At 67.4% G+C, this 16,686-nt stretch carries 21 protein-coding genes and 2 pseudogenes; 15 read left to right on the forward strand and 8 right to left on the reverse strand.

The genetic code is table 11. The features are described 5' to 3' along the window. Positions 1-79: 79 nt before the first annotated feature. Entirely contained in the window at positions 80-442 is a 363-nt protein-coding gene (locus ACFVUT_RS31640) for a hypothetical protein (protein WP_389655571.1), read from the reverse strand. 122 nt (positions 443-564) lie between these two features. On the opposite strand from ACFVUT_RS31640, the gene ACFVUT_RS31645 reads away from it, so the two are divergent. Next, positions 565-1,032, forward strand: coding sequence for an NUDIX hydrolase (locus tag ACFVUT_RS31645; RefSeq protein WP_389655569.1), 468 nt, complete (start codon positions 565-567; stop codon positions 1,030-1,032). A 15-nt stretch (positions 1,033-1,047) separates the two neighbouring features. On the opposite strand, the gene ACFVUT_RS31650 is transcribed toward ACFVUT_RS31645, so the two are convergent. Then, positions 1,048-1,979 (reverse strand): IS5 family transposase gene (locus ACFVUT_RS31650; protein ID WP_389655567.1). Its coding sequence is split into 2 segments (ribosomal slippage): positions 1,048-1,629 and positions 1,632-1,979, totalling 930 coding nucleotides; the frame shifts between segments, so codons are not numbered across the junction. 123 nt (positions 1,980-2,102) lie between these two features. On the opposite strand from ACFVUT_RS31650, the gene ACFVUT_RS31655 reads away from it, so the two are divergent. The 8 genes and pseudogenes from ACFVUT_RS31655 to ACFVUT_RS31690 all read left to right on the forward strand — a co-directional run bounded on the left by ACFVUT_RS31655 (position 2,103) and on the right by ACFVUT_RS31690 (position 7,454). Then, complete coding sequence (locus tag ACFVUT_RS31655) at positions 2,103-2,687, forward strand: ArsR/SmtB family transcription factor (RefSeq protein ID WP_389655565.1); 585 nt, start codon at positions 2,103-2,105, stop codon at positions 2,685-2,687. Beyond that, positions 2,684-3,067, forward strand: coding sequence for a DUF1707 domain-containing protein (locus tag ACFVUT_RS31660; protein WP_389655563.1), 384 nt, complete (start codon positions 2,684-2,686; stop codon positions 3,065-3,067). Before ACFVUT_RS31655 ends, ACFVUT_RS31660 begins: the two co-directional genes overlap by 4 nt. Before the next feature lie 177 nt (positions 3,068-3,244). Further along, a pseudogene (locus tag ACFVUT_RS31665) lies at positions 3,245-4,449 on the forward strand (IS701 family transposase). Between the two features lie 365 nt (positions 4,450-4,814). Then, entirely contained in the window at positions 4,815-5,693 is an 879-nt protein-coding gene (locus ACFVUT_RS31670; protein ID WP_389655561.1) for a hypothetical protein, read from the forward strand. A gap of 169 nt (positions 5,694-5,862) precedes the next feature. Next, the gene (locus tag ACFVUT_RS31675; RefSeq protein ID WP_389655559.1) at positions 5,863-6,048 is read left to right on the forward strand and encodes an ATP-binding cassette domain-containing protein; all 186 of its coding nucleotides are present in this window, start codon (positions 5,863-5,865) and stop codon (positions 6,046-6,048) included. A gap of 306 nt (positions 6,049-6,354) precedes the next feature. Then, on the forward strand, positions 6,355-6,570 hold the full coding sequence (locus ACFVUT_RS31680; RefSeq protein ID WP_389671087.1) for a hypothetical protein: 216 nt from the start codon (positions 6,355-6,357) through the stop codon (positions 6,568-6,570). Between the two features lie 33 nt (positions 6,571-6,603). Further along, a pseudogene (locus ACFVUT_RS31685) lies at positions 6,604-7,125 on the forward strand (IS3 family transposase); the annotation flags it as partial. A 29-nt stretch (positions 7,126-7,154) separates the two neighbouring features. Next, positions 7,155-7,454 carry an integrase core domain-containing protein gene (locus tag ACFVUT_RS31690; RefSeq protein WP_389655555.1) on the forward strand — a complete coding sequence of 100 codons (300 nt, stop codon included), beginning with the start codon at positions 7,155-7,157 and terminating at the stop codon, positions 7,452-7,454. Between the two features lie 253 nt (positions 7,455-7,707). On the opposite strand, the gene ACFVUT_RS31695 is transcribed toward ACFVUT_RS31690, so the two are convergent. Next, entirely contained in the window at positions 7,708-7,968 is a 261-nt protein-coding gene (locus ACFVUT_RS31695; RefSeq protein WP_389655553.1) for a hypothetical protein, read from the reverse strand. Positions 7,969-8,454: 486 nt separating this feature from the next. Here ACFVUT_RS31695 and ACFVUT_RS31700 point away from each other — a divergent pair, with 486 nt between their 5' ends. Then, complete coding sequence (locus ACFVUT_RS31700) at positions 8,455-8,775, forward strand: DUF6355 family natural product biosynthesis protein (protein WP_389671092.1); 321 nt, start codon at positions 8,455-8,457, stop codon at positions 8,773-8,775. A gap of 126 nt (positions 8,776-8,901) precedes the next feature. Beyond that, the gene (locus tag ACFVUT_RS31705; RefSeq protein WP_389655549.1) at positions 8,902-9,192 is read left to right on the forward strand and encodes a hypothetical protein; all 291 of its coding nucleotides are present in this window, start codon (positions 8,902-8,904) and stop codon (positions 9,190-9,192) included. Positions 9,193-9,488: 296 nt separating this feature from the next. Here ACFVUT_RS31705 and ACFVUT_RS31710 read toward each other — a convergent pair whose 3' ends face one another. Then, complete coding sequence (locus ACFVUT_RS31710) at positions 9,489-9,956, reverse strand: hypothetical protein (protein WP_389655547.1); 468 nt, start codon at positions 9,954-9,956, stop codon at positions 9,489-9,491. 242 nt (positions 9,957-10,198) lie between these two features. Here ACFVUT_RS31710 and ACFVUT_RS31715 point away from each other — a divergent pair, with 242 nt between their 5' ends. Both ACFVUT_RS31715 and ACFVUT_RS31720 read left to right on the forward strand, forming a co-directional pair. After that, positions 10,199-10,516 (forward strand): Imm51 family immunity protein, encoded by a 318-nt coding sequence (locus ACFVUT_RS31715; RefSeq protein WP_389655545.1) that lies wholly within the window; start codon positions 10,199-10,201, stop codon positions 10,514-10,516. Positions 10,517-10,598: 82 nt separating this feature from the next. Further along, on the forward strand, positions 10,599-11,318 hold the full coding sequence (locus ACFVUT_RS31720) for a hypothetical protein (protein WP_389655543.1): 720 nt from the start codon (positions 10,599-10,601) through the stop codon (positions 11,316-11,318). 58 nt (positions 11,319-11,376) lie between these two features. Here ACFVUT_RS31720 and ACFVUT_RS31725 read toward each other — a convergent pair whose 3' ends face one another. From ACFVUT_RS31725 to ACFVUT_RS31735, 3 genes are all read right to left on the reverse strand, one after another. Further along, positions 11,377-11,994 (reverse strand): hypothetical protein, encoded by a 618-nt coding sequence (locus tag ACFVUT_RS31725; RefSeq protein ID WP_389655541.1) that lies wholly within the window; start codon positions 11,992-11,994, stop codon positions 11,377-11,379. Positions 11,995-12,113: 119 nt separating this feature from the next. Next, a complete protein-coding gene (locus ACFVUT_RS31730) occupies positions 12,114-12,386 on the reverse strand; it encodes a hypothetical protein (protein ID WP_389655539.1) in 273 nt (90 codons plus the stop codon). Continuing rightward, positions 12,383-12,658 (reverse strand): hypothetical protein, encoded by a 276-nt coding sequence (locus ACFVUT_RS31735; RefSeq protein WP_389655537.1) that lies wholly within the window; start codon positions 12,656-12,658, stop codon positions 12,383-12,385. The genes ACFVUT_RS31730 and ACFVUT_RS31735 overlap by 4 nt, the downstream gene beginning before the upstream one ends. A gap of 557 nt (positions 12,659-13,215) precedes the next feature. On the opposite strand from ACFVUT_RS31735, the gene ACFVUT_RS31740 reads away from it, so the two are divergent. Next, the gene (locus ACFVUT_RS31740) at positions 13,216-13,791 is read left to right on the forward strand and encodes a hypothetical protein (RefSeq protein ID WP_389655535.1); all 576 of its coding nucleotides are present in this window, start codon (positions 13,216-13,218) and stop codon (positions 13,789-13,791) included. A 260-nt stretch (positions 13,792-14,051) separates the two neighbouring features. After that, positions 14,052-15,044 carry a GNAT family N-acetyltransferase gene (locus ACFVUT_RS31745; RefSeq protein ID WP_389655534.1) on the forward strand — a complete coding sequence of 331 codons (993 nt, stop codon included), beginning with the start codon at positions 14,052-14,054 and terminating at the stop codon, positions 15,042-15,044. 383 nt (positions 15,045-15,427) lie between these two features. Here ACFVUT_RS31745 and ACFVUT_RS31750 read toward each other — a convergent pair whose 3' ends face one another. Continuing rightward, on the reverse strand, positions 15,428-16,681 hold the full coding sequence (locus tag ACFVUT_RS31750; protein WP_389655532.1) for a transposase: 1,254 nt from the start codon (positions 16,679-16,681) through the stop codon (positions 15,428-15,430). Between the last annotated feature and the right edge of the window lie 5 nt (positions 16,682-16,686).

A 16,686-nucleotide genomic window follows, 5' to 3' on the forward strand; every position in this document is an offset into this window, starting at 1 on the left:
TCTGGCGTGAGTTCGGGTGCGGTCTCTGGTGTCGGCGTACGGACTCTTCTGGCTCTGGCAAGATTTTCGTAGCCGAAGATCATCCCGGTGACATGGTCGGCCGACCCGCGTAGCGGCGGCGGAGGTGGGCGATCAGGACGACGCGGTGACGGAGAAGTGGGACGCTGGCGCGGCCGGCCATCAGGCGTTTCTGCAGCTTGACATCGGTGATGCGGCCTTCGTTGACCGCGGAGTTGTAAGGGATGGCAATGCCCTGGGCGACGGCATGCCGGTCTTCTCGCAGGGCTCCGGCGAGGCCGGCAAGAGGGGCCAGTCCGCTGTCTGCGAGGTCGTTCAGCCACCTTGGCAACGATGTGGCGTCACGGTTGTCGAGTACGGCGGCGAACCGGAGGACCAGGTCGTGGGTGTGCCTGAGCTCAGGGCACTGGTTGTTTGTGAGCACTTCTTTGGGCTCCACCGAACGGAACAGAAGTGGCTCCAGGCGTACGAAGTTGATCTGGCTCCACTCGCGGAGCGATGCGCGGATCTTGGACGTTGGATAGGGTCCGGGCGGGAGGTGCAGGGATGAGTTTTCGGTTGGCGGCGTATGCCGTGTGCATCGAGGACGGACGGGTGCTGCTCGCCCGTCACGTGCCACCAGCGGGCGAAAGTAACTGGACTCTTCCGGGCGGCCGGGTAGAGCACGGCGAAGATCCGTTCGATGCGGTGATCCGGGAGGTCGCCGAGGAGACAGGCTGCACTGCGGTGGTGGATCGCCTGATCGGAGTGGACTCACGAGTGATCCCTGGGGCCGAAGCTCGTGCGGGAGTCGAACACCAGAATGTCGGCGTCTTCTACCGGGTCCGTATCACTGGTGGCCAGCTCCGGCCTGAGCCGGACGGCGAAATCGCCGAGTCAGTCTGGACCAAGATCTCCGACGTCGCCGGCCTGCGCCGGTCATCGCTGGTCGACATCGGCCTCTCCCTGGCCCAGGCCCTTCCGGCAACTGGTCACGTCGATCCTGTCCCGGTCGACGGCCTGATCCAGCACTAGGCACCGTTTCTCGGATCATGTTCGGAGCCAGATGGCGAGGGCTGCGAGGGTGACGGTGCCGAGGTAGATGTAGGCGCGTTTCTCATAGCGGGTGGCGACCGCGCGGAAGCCTTTGAGCCGATTGATGGCGCGTTCGACGGTGTTGCGTTTCTTGTAGTGGCCGCTGTCGAACCCGGTGGGCCGGCCGCCTCGAGAACCTCGGTTTTGCCGGTGTCTCTGCTGGTCGAGACGTTCGGGGATGGTGTGCCGGATTCCGCGTCGACGCAGGTATCGGCGGTTCCTCCGGGACGTGTAGGCCTTGCCTGCCAGGACGCGGTCGGGCTTGGTGCGGGGTCGGCCGACTCCGGTGCGGGGCACGGAGACCAGCACCAACACGCGCTCGAGTTGGGGGCCGTCACCGTAATGTCCGGGTGTCAGGACGAACGCGAGGGGGCGGCATCGTCCTTCGGCGGCGAGGTGGATCCTGGTGGTGAAACCTCCTCGGGAACGTCCCAGACATTCGCCGATCTGACCACCTCCTCCAGCCGGACGGCCAGTTTCCGAAGCACCGGATCGACCTGGTTCGTCCCTCGGGCGGCCCCCCTTTGAGGAACGGCGGCCGGGGGCGCTTCCCTCGCTCCGGCGGCGTGCTGGTGGGCCCGCACCACTGTCGAGTCCACCGACACGTCCCCGTCGATCCCGCCCGCGGCATCCTCGGCTGCCTGGATGCGAGACAGCAGCATCTTCCAGGTTCCATCAGCTGACCAGCGACGATGCCGTTTATAGACCGTTTCCCACGGCCCGAACCGCTCCGGCAGATCCCGCCACTGCACACCCGTCCGCACCCTGTAGAGAACCCCGTTGATCACCCGACGGTGATCACTCCACCGTCCGCCACGCCCACCACCAGGAGGCAAGAACGACTCCAGCCGATCCCACTCCGCATTCGTCAGATCCCCACGGCCCATGAAACCAGCCTGCCCCCAACACCCCACCCACATCCGGAGATCCGAGAAACAGTGCCTAGTCCGCTCGCTTGATTGTAGAATTTTCCAATCAATTGAAATCTATTGGATGGAGGACGTCGAGCGATGAGCAGACACGGTTCCGATGCGCCGTCCCAGCGATGGCATGGTGTGCACAAGGCGCTCGCTGATCCCCTGCGGATCCGGCTGCTGGAGGCGTTGTGGGAGATGCCTCGGTCCGCACGGGAACTCGCCGATCACGCCGACATCCCGGTTGATCGCCTCTACTACCATCTGGGTCAGCTTGAACGGGCCGGGTTGATCGAGATCGCCGAATACCGGCCGCTGGCCCGTGGCAAGGTCGAGCGGGTCTATGCCCCTGCGGTCACCGAACCTCCCGGGGATACCGCGAGCCCGGAAGAGATGGTTGGGTTTCTCGGCTCGATGCTGGACGCCACTCGGGCCGATATCAGTGCCGCTTGGCGGTCCAAGCAGGCGGGCGGCCTCCGGGAGGTCGATGTGCACCGCGGTGCGCTGCGGCTGACCGATGAGGCGCTCGCCGAGCTGCGCGGCCACATCGAACGACTCGCCACCCGGTTCGGGGACCGCGATGCCCCAGGGGTCTGGACGCGGGTGGTCATCGCGCTCGTCGACCTGCAAGACCGCCCACCCTCAAATGCCGCTCCGCCCACACCTGAGAGGTCGTCATGAATGACAACGAGGAGCACACGGCCAACGCAGTGATCCGAGCCTCGGACGCCGAACGTGACCGGATCGAGGTGCAGTTGAAACACCACTACGCAGTCGGCCGACTGACACTGTCCGAGCTCGAAGAACGCGTGGCCGCGGCCTACCAAGCACGCACCCGCGAGCAACTCGATGCCCTCGTGAAAGATCTGCCGGGCGAAGCGGAATCACCTGTGTCGCACACTCATGTGATCGACTCGCGCCTGCTGATCATCCTGTTATGCGTCGCACCCCCTGCGGCGCTCGTCTACTGGCTCATGTCCCAACACACAGCACACCGAAGGCGTCCACGAGCACAGGACCTGGCTCCGACACCTGACCCGAAAGACGAGACTGCGGACTAGTATTCCAGCCCGACTTCGGTGTGTGCCCTGGTCAACAGCTTGGGTGCGGGGTTGTAGAGGGGTGGTATCGAGTGCGGGGCGGGTTCGCCCGGCCTGTCCCGCGAAGGAGTGACCGCGCCGTGTGGAGCGACAGCGGTGGGACAGTCATTGCATGTGCTTGGTGACGCACCTGCCTCCGTGTGGGGAAAAGGGCTGGAAGAACTCTTCTTGCGGATCGGGCACCGCTATCCCCGCGTCGAGCCCAGACGCCGGATGCGGGACTACGTGCGGGGTCCGCTCGGACCCGTGGGGCGCAATAACCCCTGGCAGCTGGCCGAATTCGCCGGGCACTCCACCGCTGACGGGCTGCAGCACGTCCTGACGAAGAGCCGCTGGGAGGCCGACGAGATACGCGACGACCCTCAGGGTTGCGTCGCTGAACACCTCGGCGTCGACGACGGCATCCTGATCATCGATGACACCGGCTTCGTCAAGGAGGGCATCACCTCAGCCGGGGTGCAACGGCAGTACTCCGACACCGCCGGCCGCACCGAGAACTGCCAGATCGGTGTCTTCGCCGCCTACGCCACCACCGCGGTCACGCGCTGGTCGACCGCGAGCTCTACCTGCTCAAGGCCTGGACCGAGTATCCCGAACGCTGCCGCGCCGCCCGCATCCCCCAGCACCGCCGATTCGCGACCAAGAACGAACTGGCCCGCACCATGGTCCTGCGGGCCCTTGCCTCGCCACTGCCCGTCGCCTGGGTCTCGGCGGATGCCGCTTACGGGCAGGACTCTCGATTCCGACGTTTCCTTGAAGATGCCGGCCTGTCCTCCGTCGTGGCCGTGCCGAAGTCCCAGCAGGTCCACGGCCCCCGCATCGAGTACCTCATCGGCCAGGCCCCGGAGGAGGCATGGCAGCGGCTCTCCTGCGGTGACGGCGCCAAAGGACTGCGGCTTTACGACTGGGCTGCCGCCCGCCTGCCGGCGGTCCGGGAGTTCGACGGCGACGAGCCGACCCGGCAACGCTGGATGCTCGCCCGCCGCAGTACCACCAAGCCCGACGAGCTCGCCCACTTCCTCGCATCCGCCCCCTTGGACGCCACCGTCGCCGATCTCGTGCGGATCGCCGGATGCCGCTGGAAGATCGAGGAGTGCTTCCAGAGCGCGAAGAACGAATGCGGCCTGGACCAGTACGAAGTCCGCCGCTACGTCGGCTGGTACCAGCACATCACCCTCGCCATGCTCGCCCACGCGTTCTTGGCCGTCACAGCCGCCCAGGAACGGCAAAAGGGGGAGCTGATCACGACACGCCCGACCTCGTGGACCTCACCCCGGCCGAGATCCGCCGTCTACTGGCAACTACCCACCCGCGTCCTACTCAACAGGACAACTACACAATGAAGTGGTCGAGATGGCGCCGCCGACACCAGGCCCGGGCCCGCCGCTGTCACTACACACGGCGCGGTCACTCCTTTACGGGACAGGCCGGGCGAACCCGCCCCGCACTCGATACCACCCCTCTACAATCCCCGCACCCAAGCCGTTGACCAGGGCATACACCAAAGTCCGGCTGGAGTATTAGCCAGAGAAGGTTGCTGTTAGTCGACAACCCATCCACCTGAGGTTGCGTTGCCCTTCACCGCAACGGCTTGATCCCATAGCCAGGTTGGAAGGGGCTCATTGACGGTGGTCATCCGCCACTGCTGTAATCCACTCGCCCACAAAGAGAGCGCTCTATATCACGGAACACAGGGAGGCTGGATCAGATGAAGCTGGGCAGAATCTCGGCGGTTGCGACGCTCGCGGTTGCGACGCTGATCGGCAGTGCGGCGTCTCCCGCCATGGCCGCGGGCTGGACGCGGACGGCGGATTATCAGCGGTGGACAGGGTTCAACGCGCTGGAGCGCGGGCAGGGCGTGGCGACGGACGGGACGTACTTCTACTACGCCGGGCCCGGCGGAATGGTGAAGGCCACCGTCGCAGGCGACTCGGAGGTCGCGTCATCCGCGGCCCCGATCCCCTCGGCGCTGCGCGGGACGTTCGGCAGCGATCACATCGGGGACCTGGAGTACTACGGCGGCTACGTGATCGCGCCGATCGAGGACGGTGACGGCGGCTACCAGCATCCACTGCTGGCGCTGTACAGCGCGGGGGACCTCGGCTACACGGGTCGCTATGTGCAACTGTCCCTTGCGCAGATGCCGGGCGGGGTGCCGTGGGTCGCGGTGGACGCCGCGTCAGGACTGGTGTACACCTCGCCCTGGGATCAGGATGCCGCGCAGGGTACGAACAAACTGGTCGCCTACAGCCTGAACGATCTGCTGAACCTGCCGGCCGGCTCGACGCTTCCTGTGGTGAGGACCGTGACGCTCTCGCAGCCCCTGAGCAGGATCCAGGGCGCCGCGATGTGGCAGGGCAAGCTCTACGCCTCCGTGGACGACACGGCCAAGTCGGTCTACTCGATCGACGCCGACTCCGGGCAGGTTGCCTACGAATTCCATCAGGACGTCGAGTCCGGAGACGAGGTTCAGGGCATCGCCGCCTGGGACTTCGGTCCATCGGGCGGGCAGTTGCACATCGTCAACGTGGGGTCGGGCTGGAAGTCGATCTTCCTCTACCTGCAGCACTACACCCGGACCGACTGACCCCGCGGAGCATCAGGAACCGGCGTGCTGCCATCCGGTGTGGGCAGCACGCCACTGTGCTGCTGATGACGGATCGCTGTCCGGAATGGCAGCACAGGGGAGGGCTGATCAGGCCCGCCGCGCAGGGTTCGGCGTCGGGCGCTGACCGGCGTCTGCCTCACGGTGACGAATGGTGAGTTCGCTGGTACTCCGCGGGTCGAGCGGCTGCGGGAAGTCCACCACCCTGCGGATCGCGACGGGTCCGGAGCATGCCGACAGCGGTGGCCTCAGGATTGGCGGGCGCGGGGTGAGCGGCCTCGCAGGTGGCCACGGACCTGCTGCGCCGCCCGGCCGTCCCGTATGCGGGGGCGCCTGACGGCCTTCCCCGGGCAGAGGTGTCAGCGCTTCCGGGATCCGCGCCGAGCCAACTCGTCGAGATCCATGTGGACAACGCCTCGGCGACCGGCACATGAGACTGCGCCGCGGCCGCCAGCCGCTCCTTCACCTCTCCGGGGTGTCGCGGCCGCCGGCCAGGGCCTTCACAGCAACGGGAATGAAAAGTCAGTCCTGAGTTGAGGACAGCAGCCAGGGCCTTCCACCCAGCAGTATCCCTCCCTGCGTGAGCGAGCGATCCGTGAGATCCAGGCCTCGGGGCGTCCGGTCGCTCATGTGGCCCGAGACGTTGGGATCCACAAGGAGGCCCCTGCGGAACTGGGTTCGTCAGGCCGAGGCCGACCAGGGCAGCCGGCCCGATCTGCTGACCACCAACGAGCGAACCGAGCTCACCCAGGTTCGCAAGGAAATAGCCGAGTTCCGGCAGGCGAACGAGATCCTGAAAGCCGCTTCGGTGTTCTTCGCGAAGGAGCTCGACCAGCCCCGCACGGGGCTGACGCGGTGATCAACCACCTCCGCGACGACTTCGGGGGTCGAGCCCGTATGCCGGGAACTGGACCTGTCGGTCTCGGCATTCAACGCCCGCCGCAGGCGGCCCACGTCCGCCCGGCACCCGCGCGATGAACGGCTCATTGGACAGATACGCCGTATCCATGCGGTCTCGGGCGGGACCTACGGAGCCCGGCGGATCCACCGCCAGCTGCGGCGCGAGGGCATTACCGCGGCCCGATGCACCATTGAGCGACTGATGCGCGAGGACGGCCTGGAAGGTGTGATCCGCGAACAGCGACGCCGCACCACCCTTCCCGAGCCGTCCGCTCCCAGGCCGCCGGACCTGGTCAAGGGGCACTTCACCGCCCACCGTCCCAACCAGCTGTGGGTCGCTGACCTCACCTTTATCTGCACCTGGTCGGGCTGGGTCTACGTCGCCTTCGTCCTGGACGTGTACTCACGAATGATCGTCGGGTGGCAGCTCGCCACCCACATGCGCACCGATCTCCCCCTGGGCGCCCTGGAGATGGTGCTCTGGCGGCGTGGAATCAAGAGGGCTCGGGCCTGATCCATCACAGCGACCGCGGCTCGCACTACGTGTCCATCCGCTACGGCGAGCGGTTGCCGGAGGCCGGTGCGACCGCGTCCGTCGGCTCCGTCGGCTCCGTCGCGGACAGCTACGACTATGCCGTGGCCGAGGCCCTCAACGGCTCCTTCAAGGCCGAGCTGATCGAGCACCAAGGAGCCTGGCGAGACGCTGACCAGGTAGAACGCGTCGTCATCCAGTGGGCCGGCTGGTACAACACCAAGCGCCCGCAGTCAGCCCTCGACTACTTCCCGCCCGAGGAATTCGAGGGCCAGCACTACCGATCCCAGGCGACCACGAACGCCGCCTGAAACCACACAAACCAGCCGCTACGAAACTCGGAACAGCTCAGTTCACCAGAAGGTACTTCTTTGGAGGATGAGGCCACAGACCGGCTGCTCGCCTGCGAGCGGAGCGGCGCTTCCGGTGTGCCACCCGGGGCCGGCCTCTGAGACTCACCTGGCCGGGGTCAGCAGGACTGGTGGGCGACCCAGATGCCGGAGCTGCCGACTGCGTCGGCGATGACGGTGGCGCTCTCGCGGAGGCCGGCCCGGGCCTGTGGCGTCAGGGGGGTGCATCGGTGAATGCGCGGTCTTCGCTGCGGATTCGTCGTTGGAACAGCAGCGAGGCCGGCTCCTGCCGCGCACATTCGCGGCGGTCGAAGGAGCGAACCAGGGGAACGGCGATCTGCAGGAGGGGGACACCCTCCAGGACCTTGACGGCGTCGTCCGGATCCATCTGCTCGTCTTCACTGCCCTCGATGAACCACAGGACATCGACCAATGCCTCGGCCAGACCGTGGGACAGAGACGAGTACACGGGCATCAGGGCAGGCTCCCAGCAGGTCACGGCAGCCGAGTTCGGCCATCCCACCACACACCACTGACATCACACTCAGTCAGCCCTCCACGGAAAGTGAGCCAGAACCCGAGAAATGACGTCGCCACAGAAGGATGGTGTTTCGTGAGTCGCTCTGTTGAGGACGCCGATAGGGCCCAGTGAGGGGCACGCCCCTCACTCCGGTGAGACACGTCTCGGATACTTTTAGTCATGAAATGATCCCTAGGGATCGGCGTCGAGTCGTGATGCGGAACCTCCATCACTCGATCCAGTGACATATAGTTATGGAGTGCGCACACGGCGTTACGATTGCGGTGCCCGTGCGACACGCAAGAGGTGTCGTGGTGTCAGGCAGAGCCGATCATCTGGTCGTCAATCGTCATGACTCACCCCCAAGGAGTGTTCGTGAAGCTCTCCCCCCGTCCTGTTCGAGCCGTCTTGGCGGCAGCGTCAGGTGCCGCGCTGGCCATGATGGCGTTCCCGGGTCCGGCTCACGCCGAGCTTGAGCGCGGTCCGGAAGTGCGTCAGGCGGGTGCGAGTTCCCTCGCCCCGTGCGGCTTCTTCCGGTACAGCGTCCGCGAGTCCCAGTTCGCCGCATACAACCACTGCGGCACGACGACAGTGCGGGTGCACGTCGACGTCAGAGGGGGCGGTAGCACGAATGACTACCACCTCTGCGTCAGCCCCGGCCGCACGCAGCTACCGGGCGCAGGTCCGAACTATCTCAACGCGTACTACATCGGCGGCGCCGGCTGCCGGAGCGGAGATCGCACCGGGCACACACCCCACTGAGCCTTGCTCCAACTTCGGTGGCGAACGATCCGGATCCATTGTCGGTTGACACTTGCGGCAGCCGCTGGGTCTGGCAGGCTGTGGCGCGCGGGGAGCTGTCGCGTCTCGCCGCAGGAGGGGCCCCAGGTGGCGAGGATCGAACGTGAGCCGGCGGAGGTGCGGATACCCCAGGCCGCCCTGGACGCCTTCGCCGCAGCACTGAGCGTGCGCACGGCGGCAATGCGGACCTGGCCCGACGGCATCGAGTGGATGTACCCAGTGGGGACGTGGGAGCAGCCGCACCTGGAGGTGGCCCTCATGCCCGGCGGCGAAGAGGTGTGGCTGCGGATGTCCACTGACCGTTCCAGCGTCGCCGTGTGGACCATCCAGCAGTGGTGGGACTTCGCCGGGCAGCTGCCCGGCGTGACGCCGCCGTAGGGCTGAGCCGCGGCGGGCCGAGCCCTACGCGATTGATCCGACTGATACCGAAGGGGACTTCCTCCCTCAGCCGGAACAGCGGCTCCAGGACGCCTTGGTACACCGGGTCGGTATGGGGCGGGCAGTGCTTGGTCAGCAGACAGCCGACGGCTTCGTCCTTGGTGCGGGGGTGGGCCGCGTCCTCGTCTGCGGCAATCCCCAGCACGTACTCGATCGCACCGTCCACGCCGTGGCGCACCCGGGTCTGGTCGAAGCAGCCGAGCTGTCACTGGCGAGGCACCCGGCTTGTTACCTGGTTACCTTGCGACCAGTGTTCGAGCTGAGACTACGGAGTCGAGAGGAGGGGATTGTCGCTCAGGCTTGTTGTCCGGGAGGGCTGTTGTGCGTCTCTGCGGCGGTAGGCGCCCGCGGCACGCGCCATTGCCGACCAGCCGAGGCCGAACGACACGGCGGTCACCAACAACGTCACCGTTGTAGGGGCTGGGCGGCCGTCGGTGTGGACACTCCACAAGGTGGTCGCCGACCAGGCAACCGTCGCCACGGCAAGTCCGCTGCAAGCCCCGCCGAATCGGATTTGCCAGCGGTGGCCGCCGGGCGACAGCAGGGGCACCCGTCAGGAGGTCCCGCAGCCGTTCCCGGTCAAGTTCCAGATAGGCGATGGCTTCGTACAACCGGTCGGCGATCCACCGCACGGCCGCGCGGTCATCCGGCAGCAGCCCGACCTCGGGGAAGGATGCCTCCATGTTCGACGTGGAGATGTCCACGGTCCGTTACAGTTCGCGCCGGTCGGTGAGCTGCTGGGTGAGTTCGGCCGGACCGAACACCGCCATCAGCAGGTGGTGCCTCCTAAGGTGAGTTCCCGGGCTCGTCGCGCCAGATCGTCGGGCAGGTCCGGTGGTGCTGGTGCTGTGACCGGAAAGGTCCACCAACCGGGAGGGGTATGGACCCGGACAAGCGGTTCGAGGGATCGGGCAGCCCGTGCACCGGGCGGTGAGAGGATCGCGCCGTGACTATCAACCTGCATGACGTCGACGGCGCGCACTCGCTGACGCTGAATGCCGGTGGCCTGGCCGCCGATGCCGCAGTAGCTGCCACCGGGCACGAGCCGAACGGGTACTTCTGGGAAGGTCTCGTGCGGTTCGCCTGGCCGGACATTGCCGAGTGCCTCGACTTCGACAGCGAAGCTGGCATGTTCTGCGCAGTCGGGAGTCCGAGCGCCCTCGCGCGACTCAAGACGGTCGTTGAATCCGTCATCGCGAGCCCTGAGGCAGTCCGCGACATCATTGCCCGTGCGGAGGCGTCGGGCTTCGAGTTCGACGACTAGGGGCTGTCCGATGGGTCGTGCAACGGCGTTCATGGATGCGGAGTCGTCCCCGGCAGCCTCAGGGCGGTTACATGCTCAGGTGGTGAACTGGGCACAGATGTACGACTGCTACGGGGACGTCGATCGCGTCCCCGAGCTCCTGGCCCGGGCCGAGCGCGAGGACGACGCAGAGGCGTGGAATGAACTGGGTTACCGGCTGGTCCTCGAGTGCGACTTGGTGTTCCCAGCCAGTTTCGCCGCACTGCCGCGCCTGGTGTGTCCAGCGTCGCGGAACGCGCAGGCGCGCGGGCTGGCTGGGACAATCGTCCGGTGCGCGGCAGGGGGCCACGGCTGCGACGACCTGCTGGCGGGCTGTGCCGAAGCGATCGCGGAGTTCCGTGAGCTGCTGGATCGGCACCTGCGGTCGCGGCCGGACGACTACCTCGCGACCTTCCGCGACTTGATCGCGGTCGAAGGGCACTACCACTGGAGTGCGGTCCTGGGGGACTTCTCGGACGACTTTTACCAGGTCGCCTGCCCTCACTGTGCTGTGGAGGTGACGATCGCCATCGGCGGTTACGGACGCTATTCAGCGATCCGGGACTGGAACCTGGGCGACGTGGACCGACGCGACCTGAGGCCGGCGTCCCCCGAGGGGCTCTCCGGCATCGGTCGTTGGATGCACGAGACCGCCGTCCGTGATGGGGAAGTTGTGCTCGCCGACGGAATCACCTATCTCTTCGGCCAGGCGGAATGCCCACGCTGTGCCAGCGTCTTCGACATCGCGGATGAGTACGCGTCTTCCAATCGCCCTCTCATGTGAGGTTCTGGCACAGTTCCCCGGTGGGGCTGACAGTTCGTACGTGGTGCCCAGTCCTGCGCTACTCGCTCAGCCCCACGACGCCCCAGTCCCGCCGGGTGGCCTCGGTCAAGACGCGCCCCCAGTCCTCCAGCAGGTCGGTGAACTCGTCGAAGTGCCCGACCCGCGCACCGGATACGGCTGCGTGCTCGTTGAACGCCCCGCGCAACTCGCCGAGTCGGGGCCGTACCTGTTCCCAGGTCGCGGCCAGCTCCCGCACGCTGTCAGGCGACCGCGCAAGCAGCACGCCGTAGAAGAGTGCGGGGTCGTCGGTGAAGAATCCCGGGTCCGTGTGCGAGACCTCACCGTCCGGTCCGTTCCAGATCAGCCCGGACAGCAAGGTGTCCAGCCCGGTCCTGACCTCCGGGTCGGCATGGTCGCGGATCCGTTCCCAGCGGTGCCCTGCCCAGAAGTGCGCCTTGAACGAGCCGCAGGTGTCGCGGAACTCGTAGATGTCGAAGTACGCGCCGTCGGGTCCGCCCGGCCGCCCCCATTCGCCTTCCACGGCGGGCTCGTCCCAGTCCCACAGTCCTGTCTCATCGGCATACCAGGTGTTCCGCAGCCGTTCCAGCCGCTCCCGGGGGTGCACCTCGCCCAGCCATGACCAGTCGGCGATCAGCACGGTTATGTCCAGTCCCATGGCGGCGAGCGTACTGACAGCCGTCGGCTTCCGCGGTGCTGGCGGCACCCAGTCGTTCTGCCGGAACGCGCCGCATAACGCCCCGTCACGCGAACCGGGGCCTGTCCCTCACACTCTCGTCAGTGGAACCAGACCAGGATGGGGACGCGGATCTCCTTGGCGTCACGCATGACCATGTACTCAATGATGACCGGCTCGCCCGGGACTTCGAGGGAGTAGCGGACGTCGAAGTCGTCCATCGCGTCGCCGGGCGGCCGTCTGCCCAGATCGACCGCGCCACCGACCTCGATCGCCAGGGCCCGAAGAAAGTTGACGGTCTTCCTGCGGAGATCGACCGGCATGTCGAGCACGGTCCGCGCCGGGATCTCCTCGGTCCAGACGGTCCAGCTCACTGAACTCCGTCCACGAGCAGATCGTCGACGGAGACGAGAGCGCGGCCGGCTGTGGCATTGGCCCGGCTCCGGTCGGCAGCGGGGGCGCGGTGGAGCATCGCGGTCTTCCACCACCGATGCATCACGGCCGGTACGGCGCTCTCTTCTGCGGCCAGGACCTCGGTGTAGAAGCGGGCGCGCTCGGAACCGGTCAACGCGTCACCAATCGCATTGATGGTGCGCGGGATACCGGTGATCCTGGGGACCGCGGGGTGCTCTGGCTGAGCCGTCACAGATCTCTCCTTCGCTCTGCTTCTCAGAGTGTCCTACGCAAATCCCCGATCGGAAAGCCGGCCTCGGGACTGGTGCGCTCACATGTTGAGGTGTCACGTATCCTCCGGCGGTCTTCGGCTTGGTCACCCTGAGTTGTCGGTGGTGTCTGCTGATCGCTCTGCGCCGTCGTGACCGGGTGCGTAGGGCGGGAGAGTCCAGCGCATCGTTGTCCGGCCTGTGGGGTCAGGCTGAAGAGTCACGGGATAGACCTGTCCTAAGCGGCGTTCGCCGCGATGTCTCATCGAGCGGTCGCCGCTGTCCCAGTTGGTCCCCAAAACTGGGCAGCCAGCGACCTCGATGTCCGAGGTGCGGCCACCCGTGCCTGCCCGCACGGCTGACGGTCCGGCAAGCAGGAGGGAGCGGGCACCCCGGTCGTCAGGATACGCGGACCCGCGTCCGCGGTCCGTGGCGAACACCTTTGCCACCGGCGCGCGCGGCAGCGGATTCACCTGCGAGAGCCCAAGATGGCCTGCAGCCGCAGCAGGCCATCCGTGACCAATGGAGTTCGGACAACGTGATGAGACCCAGACGCCTGCGTCGGTATGTGTGCATAGGAACTCTCCTCGCTGTCGGCCCCCTGACCGGATGCTCCTCGTCGGACGGGTCGACCGAGCCGACGCGGACAGAATCGTCGTCCGGCCGGCCCCCGCACAAGAGCGGCAGCCCGAAGGCGTCGTCCCCGGCGTTCACCACCCCGGCCGAGTGCGGCGGGCTCCAGCTCGAGGGCGACGCGACCTTCGCCGGTTCGGCCCTGTCGAAGTGTCTGGTGGCCGCGTTGAAGGCGCACGGATCGGGTACGGAGTCCGTGCAGTCGGGGCACGAGTCGGGGACCTCGCAGTTCGTCTTCGGGGACGAGCCCGCGCTGTCCGGCTCAAGGACGGGACCGGAGGGGGAGAACGCGTACGTCTTCAAGGACGACGAGTGGATCAAGACCCCGGGGCTCGGCATGTGGGTCAAGGGGGACGAGAACAGCACCGACCCGCAGGAGCGGGTGGTGGCCGCCGCAGGGAAGCTCTATCGCGCGCTCGCCGATCCGGCGGTGACGGCCCAGATGATCGCGTCGGCGCCGGAGTGGAGCGGGAACGGCCCGTGATCTCCCTGGACAACAGGGAGGAGGTCGAGGCGTGGCGGATCGTGAACAGGAAGGTAGGAACGGAGCAGAGAACCAGCTTTGCTGTCAAAAGTTTTGACGGCGTGTGATCTGGGCCGTGGGAGTGCGGGTGAGTGGTGACACGCCGCTCGCCAGGTTATCCCGTGACGGGCCGAGGGGCGCGACAAAACCCGTTGCTGGCGGGCGATGCGGCGTGGGATACGTGGCGGCAGTTCCATTGCCGTTGATCCTGGGGAGCCCTCGTGACCACAACCGTCCACGCCGTCGATCCGCACGACGAGGCAGCGCTGCGCGGCTGGTACGCGTGCTTCCGGGAGGGGGCCGTGGCCGGGCGCACCGATCCCCTTGTCGACTCCCTCGGCAGCCTGGCTCCCCGGCTGCGCGACCGGAGCGAGGCCGCGCCGCGCAGGGTCCGGGCGGTCGCCGCCTACGAGGGCGGGGCCGTCGTAGGGGCCCTGCTGCTGGAGTTCCCGCTGGCGGAGAACCGGCACGTCGCCGAGGTCGAGATCGACGTCCCGCCAGGCCATCGACGCCGCGGCGTCGGCGCCCTGCTGTTCAAGCACGCCGTGGACGCGGCGCGGGCCGAGGGCCGCACCACTCTGCTCGGCGAGGTCCCGGTCCCCGACGGAGCCGGCCCCGACAGCGCGCCGGGGTTGCGCTTCGCCGAGCGGCACGGCTTCAGCGTCGAGCACGGCGAGGACCACTACGTGCTGCCGCTGCCGACGGATGGCACCGCGCCGATCCGGGACGGCTACTCCTTGACCGGCTGGGTCGGCCCCTGCCCGCAGGAGCACCTGGACGCCTACGCCGCCCAGCGGACCGCGATGGGCCGCGACGTGCCGACCGGCACTCTCGACGTGGAGCCCCCGGTGTGGGACGCGGCCCGGGTCCGTGCGGCGGAGGGCCGACACGTGAAGCAGGGATTCACCCCCGTCGTGACCATGGCCAGGGGGCCAGGTGACGAGTACGCGGGCTACACGCTGATCCTTGTGATGGCCGACCAGGACGGGCAGGTGCTGCAGGACGACACCCTGGTGCTGCGCGCGCACCGGGGCCACGGCCTCGGCGCGGCACTCAAGGCCGCCAACCTGGCCCGGCTGGTGGAGGCGTTCCCCGGCAGCGCCCGCGTCCACACCTGGGTCGCCGACACCAACACCGCCATGCTGGCCGTCAACCGCCGCTTCGGCTTCCGCCGCGTCGACTCCGAGGTCGGCGTCCAGCGCCGCCTCGACTGATGCCCTCCGCGTCACCGCCGCACCCGCCATCCACCGACAGCTCCCCACGCACTGCCAGCCCCTCGACGGCACCTCGGCGATCCCGGCACAGCGCAAGGCCCGCCGCGAGTACGAGAACCGCGTCGACGCTCTCGGGGTTACCGGCTGACCAAGGTCAACCACTGTCAGAAGTTTTGACAGCAGCACCGGTTCTCTGTTCCGTTCCTACCGGACCCCTGACAACCACGATCGGATGGCCGAGCACACCGTCGCCAGGATGACCAGGCAGCGCCGAAATAACGACCCCACCATGCGCAACCTCTGCGACACCGGCGAAACCCGCTGATAGCCGTATGCGCAGGGCGATTCGATCGCTCAAGATCGCCCTACTATTCCTTCCGGAATTACCTCGGCTGACCCTCAATTCCGGGTTGCGCGGCGAGGGAGAGGCCGAGGCGGGCGAGGTGCCCGGTCCGGGTGCGGTCAAGCGGGTGGCCGTTCCACCAGGCGTCGAGACGGAGCAGGTTCAGCGTGACCGCGGAGAAGGCGTGTTCGAGGTGTGTCTTGGGCAGGCCGCGGTAGCGGGCGCGTCTCATGCCGGTGACCGCGACCGCCTGGTGGATGGTGCCTTCGATGCCGGCGCGGGTGCCGTACTTGGTGCGCCACTGCTCGCTGCTCTGTTCGGCGCGGGCCTGATCGAGGGCTTCTTGCTGTTCGCGAGGCTGGAGGGAGAGCGAGCGGCCTCCGGTCCTGGAGCGGGTGCACTGGTCACGGACGGGGCAGGCATGGCAGGTCTGCTTGTCGAACTTGACGACGATGGCCGGCGTCCCGCGCCGGCTGGCGGGGCTCCACCAGGTGCTGGTGCTCCCGCGCGGGCAGACGGCCTGGCGCTTGTCCCAGTCGATGGTGAAGGCCGTCCGATCGAATCCGGCACCGGCGCGGGCCTGGGGCGAGCTGTTCAGCAGCACCGGGGTAACCAGGACGACGCCGAAGTTGCGTTTCACCGCGACGATGAGTTCGGCCGACGGGTAGCCGGAGTCGAGGAAGTGTTCGGCCGACAGCAGGTCACGGGCGGCGAGCACCTGGTGGATCGGTTCGGGCATCTCCGCGGCGGTGACCGTGGCATCGGTGGTGGCGATGTTGGTGATGATCCGGGGCGCGGGTTCGCCGTCGTACGGGTCAGGTACCGGATCGTCGCAGGTCTCGCTGATGTGGACCTTGTACCCGGTCCACCAGGGGCCTTGCTTGAGGCCGTAGCGTGCGCCGGTGTCATAGGGAGAGGCGAGGCGGAGCCTCCCGGGCGGGAGATCCTCGCTCTCCCGCCGCTTCACCTCCGTCCCCGCCTCGGTGACGGTGCGGTGGTAGTTCTGCATCCACACCGTGCGCAGAACCCGTAACGCCGGCAGATCGCGCAGCCACACCGGCGCGGCCGGCGAGCGGACCGCCTCCAGGAGTGCGAATCCGTCCCGGCCGTAGACCAGGGCCATCTCCGCGCGCTTGGTCTTCGAGGCGGGCGGGTGCCACGAGTCGGTTCGCGGCCCGTACCGTTCGGCCCACTCCCGAACCGGCACCGCATCGGCCGGCCAGTCCGGGGCGGCACAGGCCAGAGCCTCCAGCGCGGCCCGCAGCGTCTCCCCGGCGAGTTCCAGCCGGTTCAAGGTCC

The sequence above is a fragment of the Streptomyces sp. NPDC058051 genome (assembly GCF_042885475.1).
Taxonomy (GTDB): Bacteria; Actinomycetota; Actinomycetes; order Streptomycetales; family Streptomycetaceae; genus Streptomyces.

What these genes read in the sequence shown, in the direction of transcription:
- ACFVUT_RS31670 (WP_389655561.1), top strand. Translation starts at nt 4,815, where the DNA reads ATGAAGCTGGGCAGAATCTCGGCGGTTGCGACGCTCGCGGTTGCGACG.
- ACFVUT_RS31740 (WP_389655535.1), top strand. Translation starts at nt 13,216, where the DNA reads ATGAGACCCAGACGCCTGCGTCGGTATGTGTGCATAGGAACTCTCCTC.
- ACFVUT_RS31700 (WP_389671092.1), top strand. Translation starts at nt 8,455, where the DNA reads ATGGCGTTCCCGGGTCCGGCTCACGCCGAGCTTGAGCGCGGTCCGGAA.
- ACFVUT_RS31675 (WP_389655559.1), top strand. Translation starts at nt 5,863, where the DNA reads ATGGTGAGTTCGCTGGTACTCCGCGGGTCGAGCGGCTGCGGGAAGTCC.
- ACFVUT_RS31725 (WP_389655541.1), bottom strand. Translation starts at nt 11,994, where the DNA reads ATGGGACTGGACATAACCGTGCTGATCGCCGACTGGTCATGGCTGGGC.
- ACFVUT_RS31645 (WP_389655569.1), top strand. Translation starts at nt 565, where the DNA reads ATGAGTTTTCGGTTGGCGGCGTATGCCGTGTGCATCGAGGACGGACGG.
- ACFVUT_RS31660 (WP_389655563.1), top strand. Translation starts at nt 2,684, where the DNA reads ATGAATGACAACGAGGAGCACACGGCCAACGCAGTGATCCGAGCCTCG.
- ACFVUT_RS31695 (WP_389655553.1), bottom strand. Translation starts at nt 7,968, where the DNA reads ATGCCCGTGTACTCGTCTCTGTCCCACGGTCTGGCCGAGGCATTGGTC.
- ACFVUT_RS31655 (WP_389655565.1), top strand. Translation starts at nt 2,103, where the DNA reads ATGAGCAGACACGGTTCCGATGCGCCGTCCCAGCGATGGCATGGTGTG.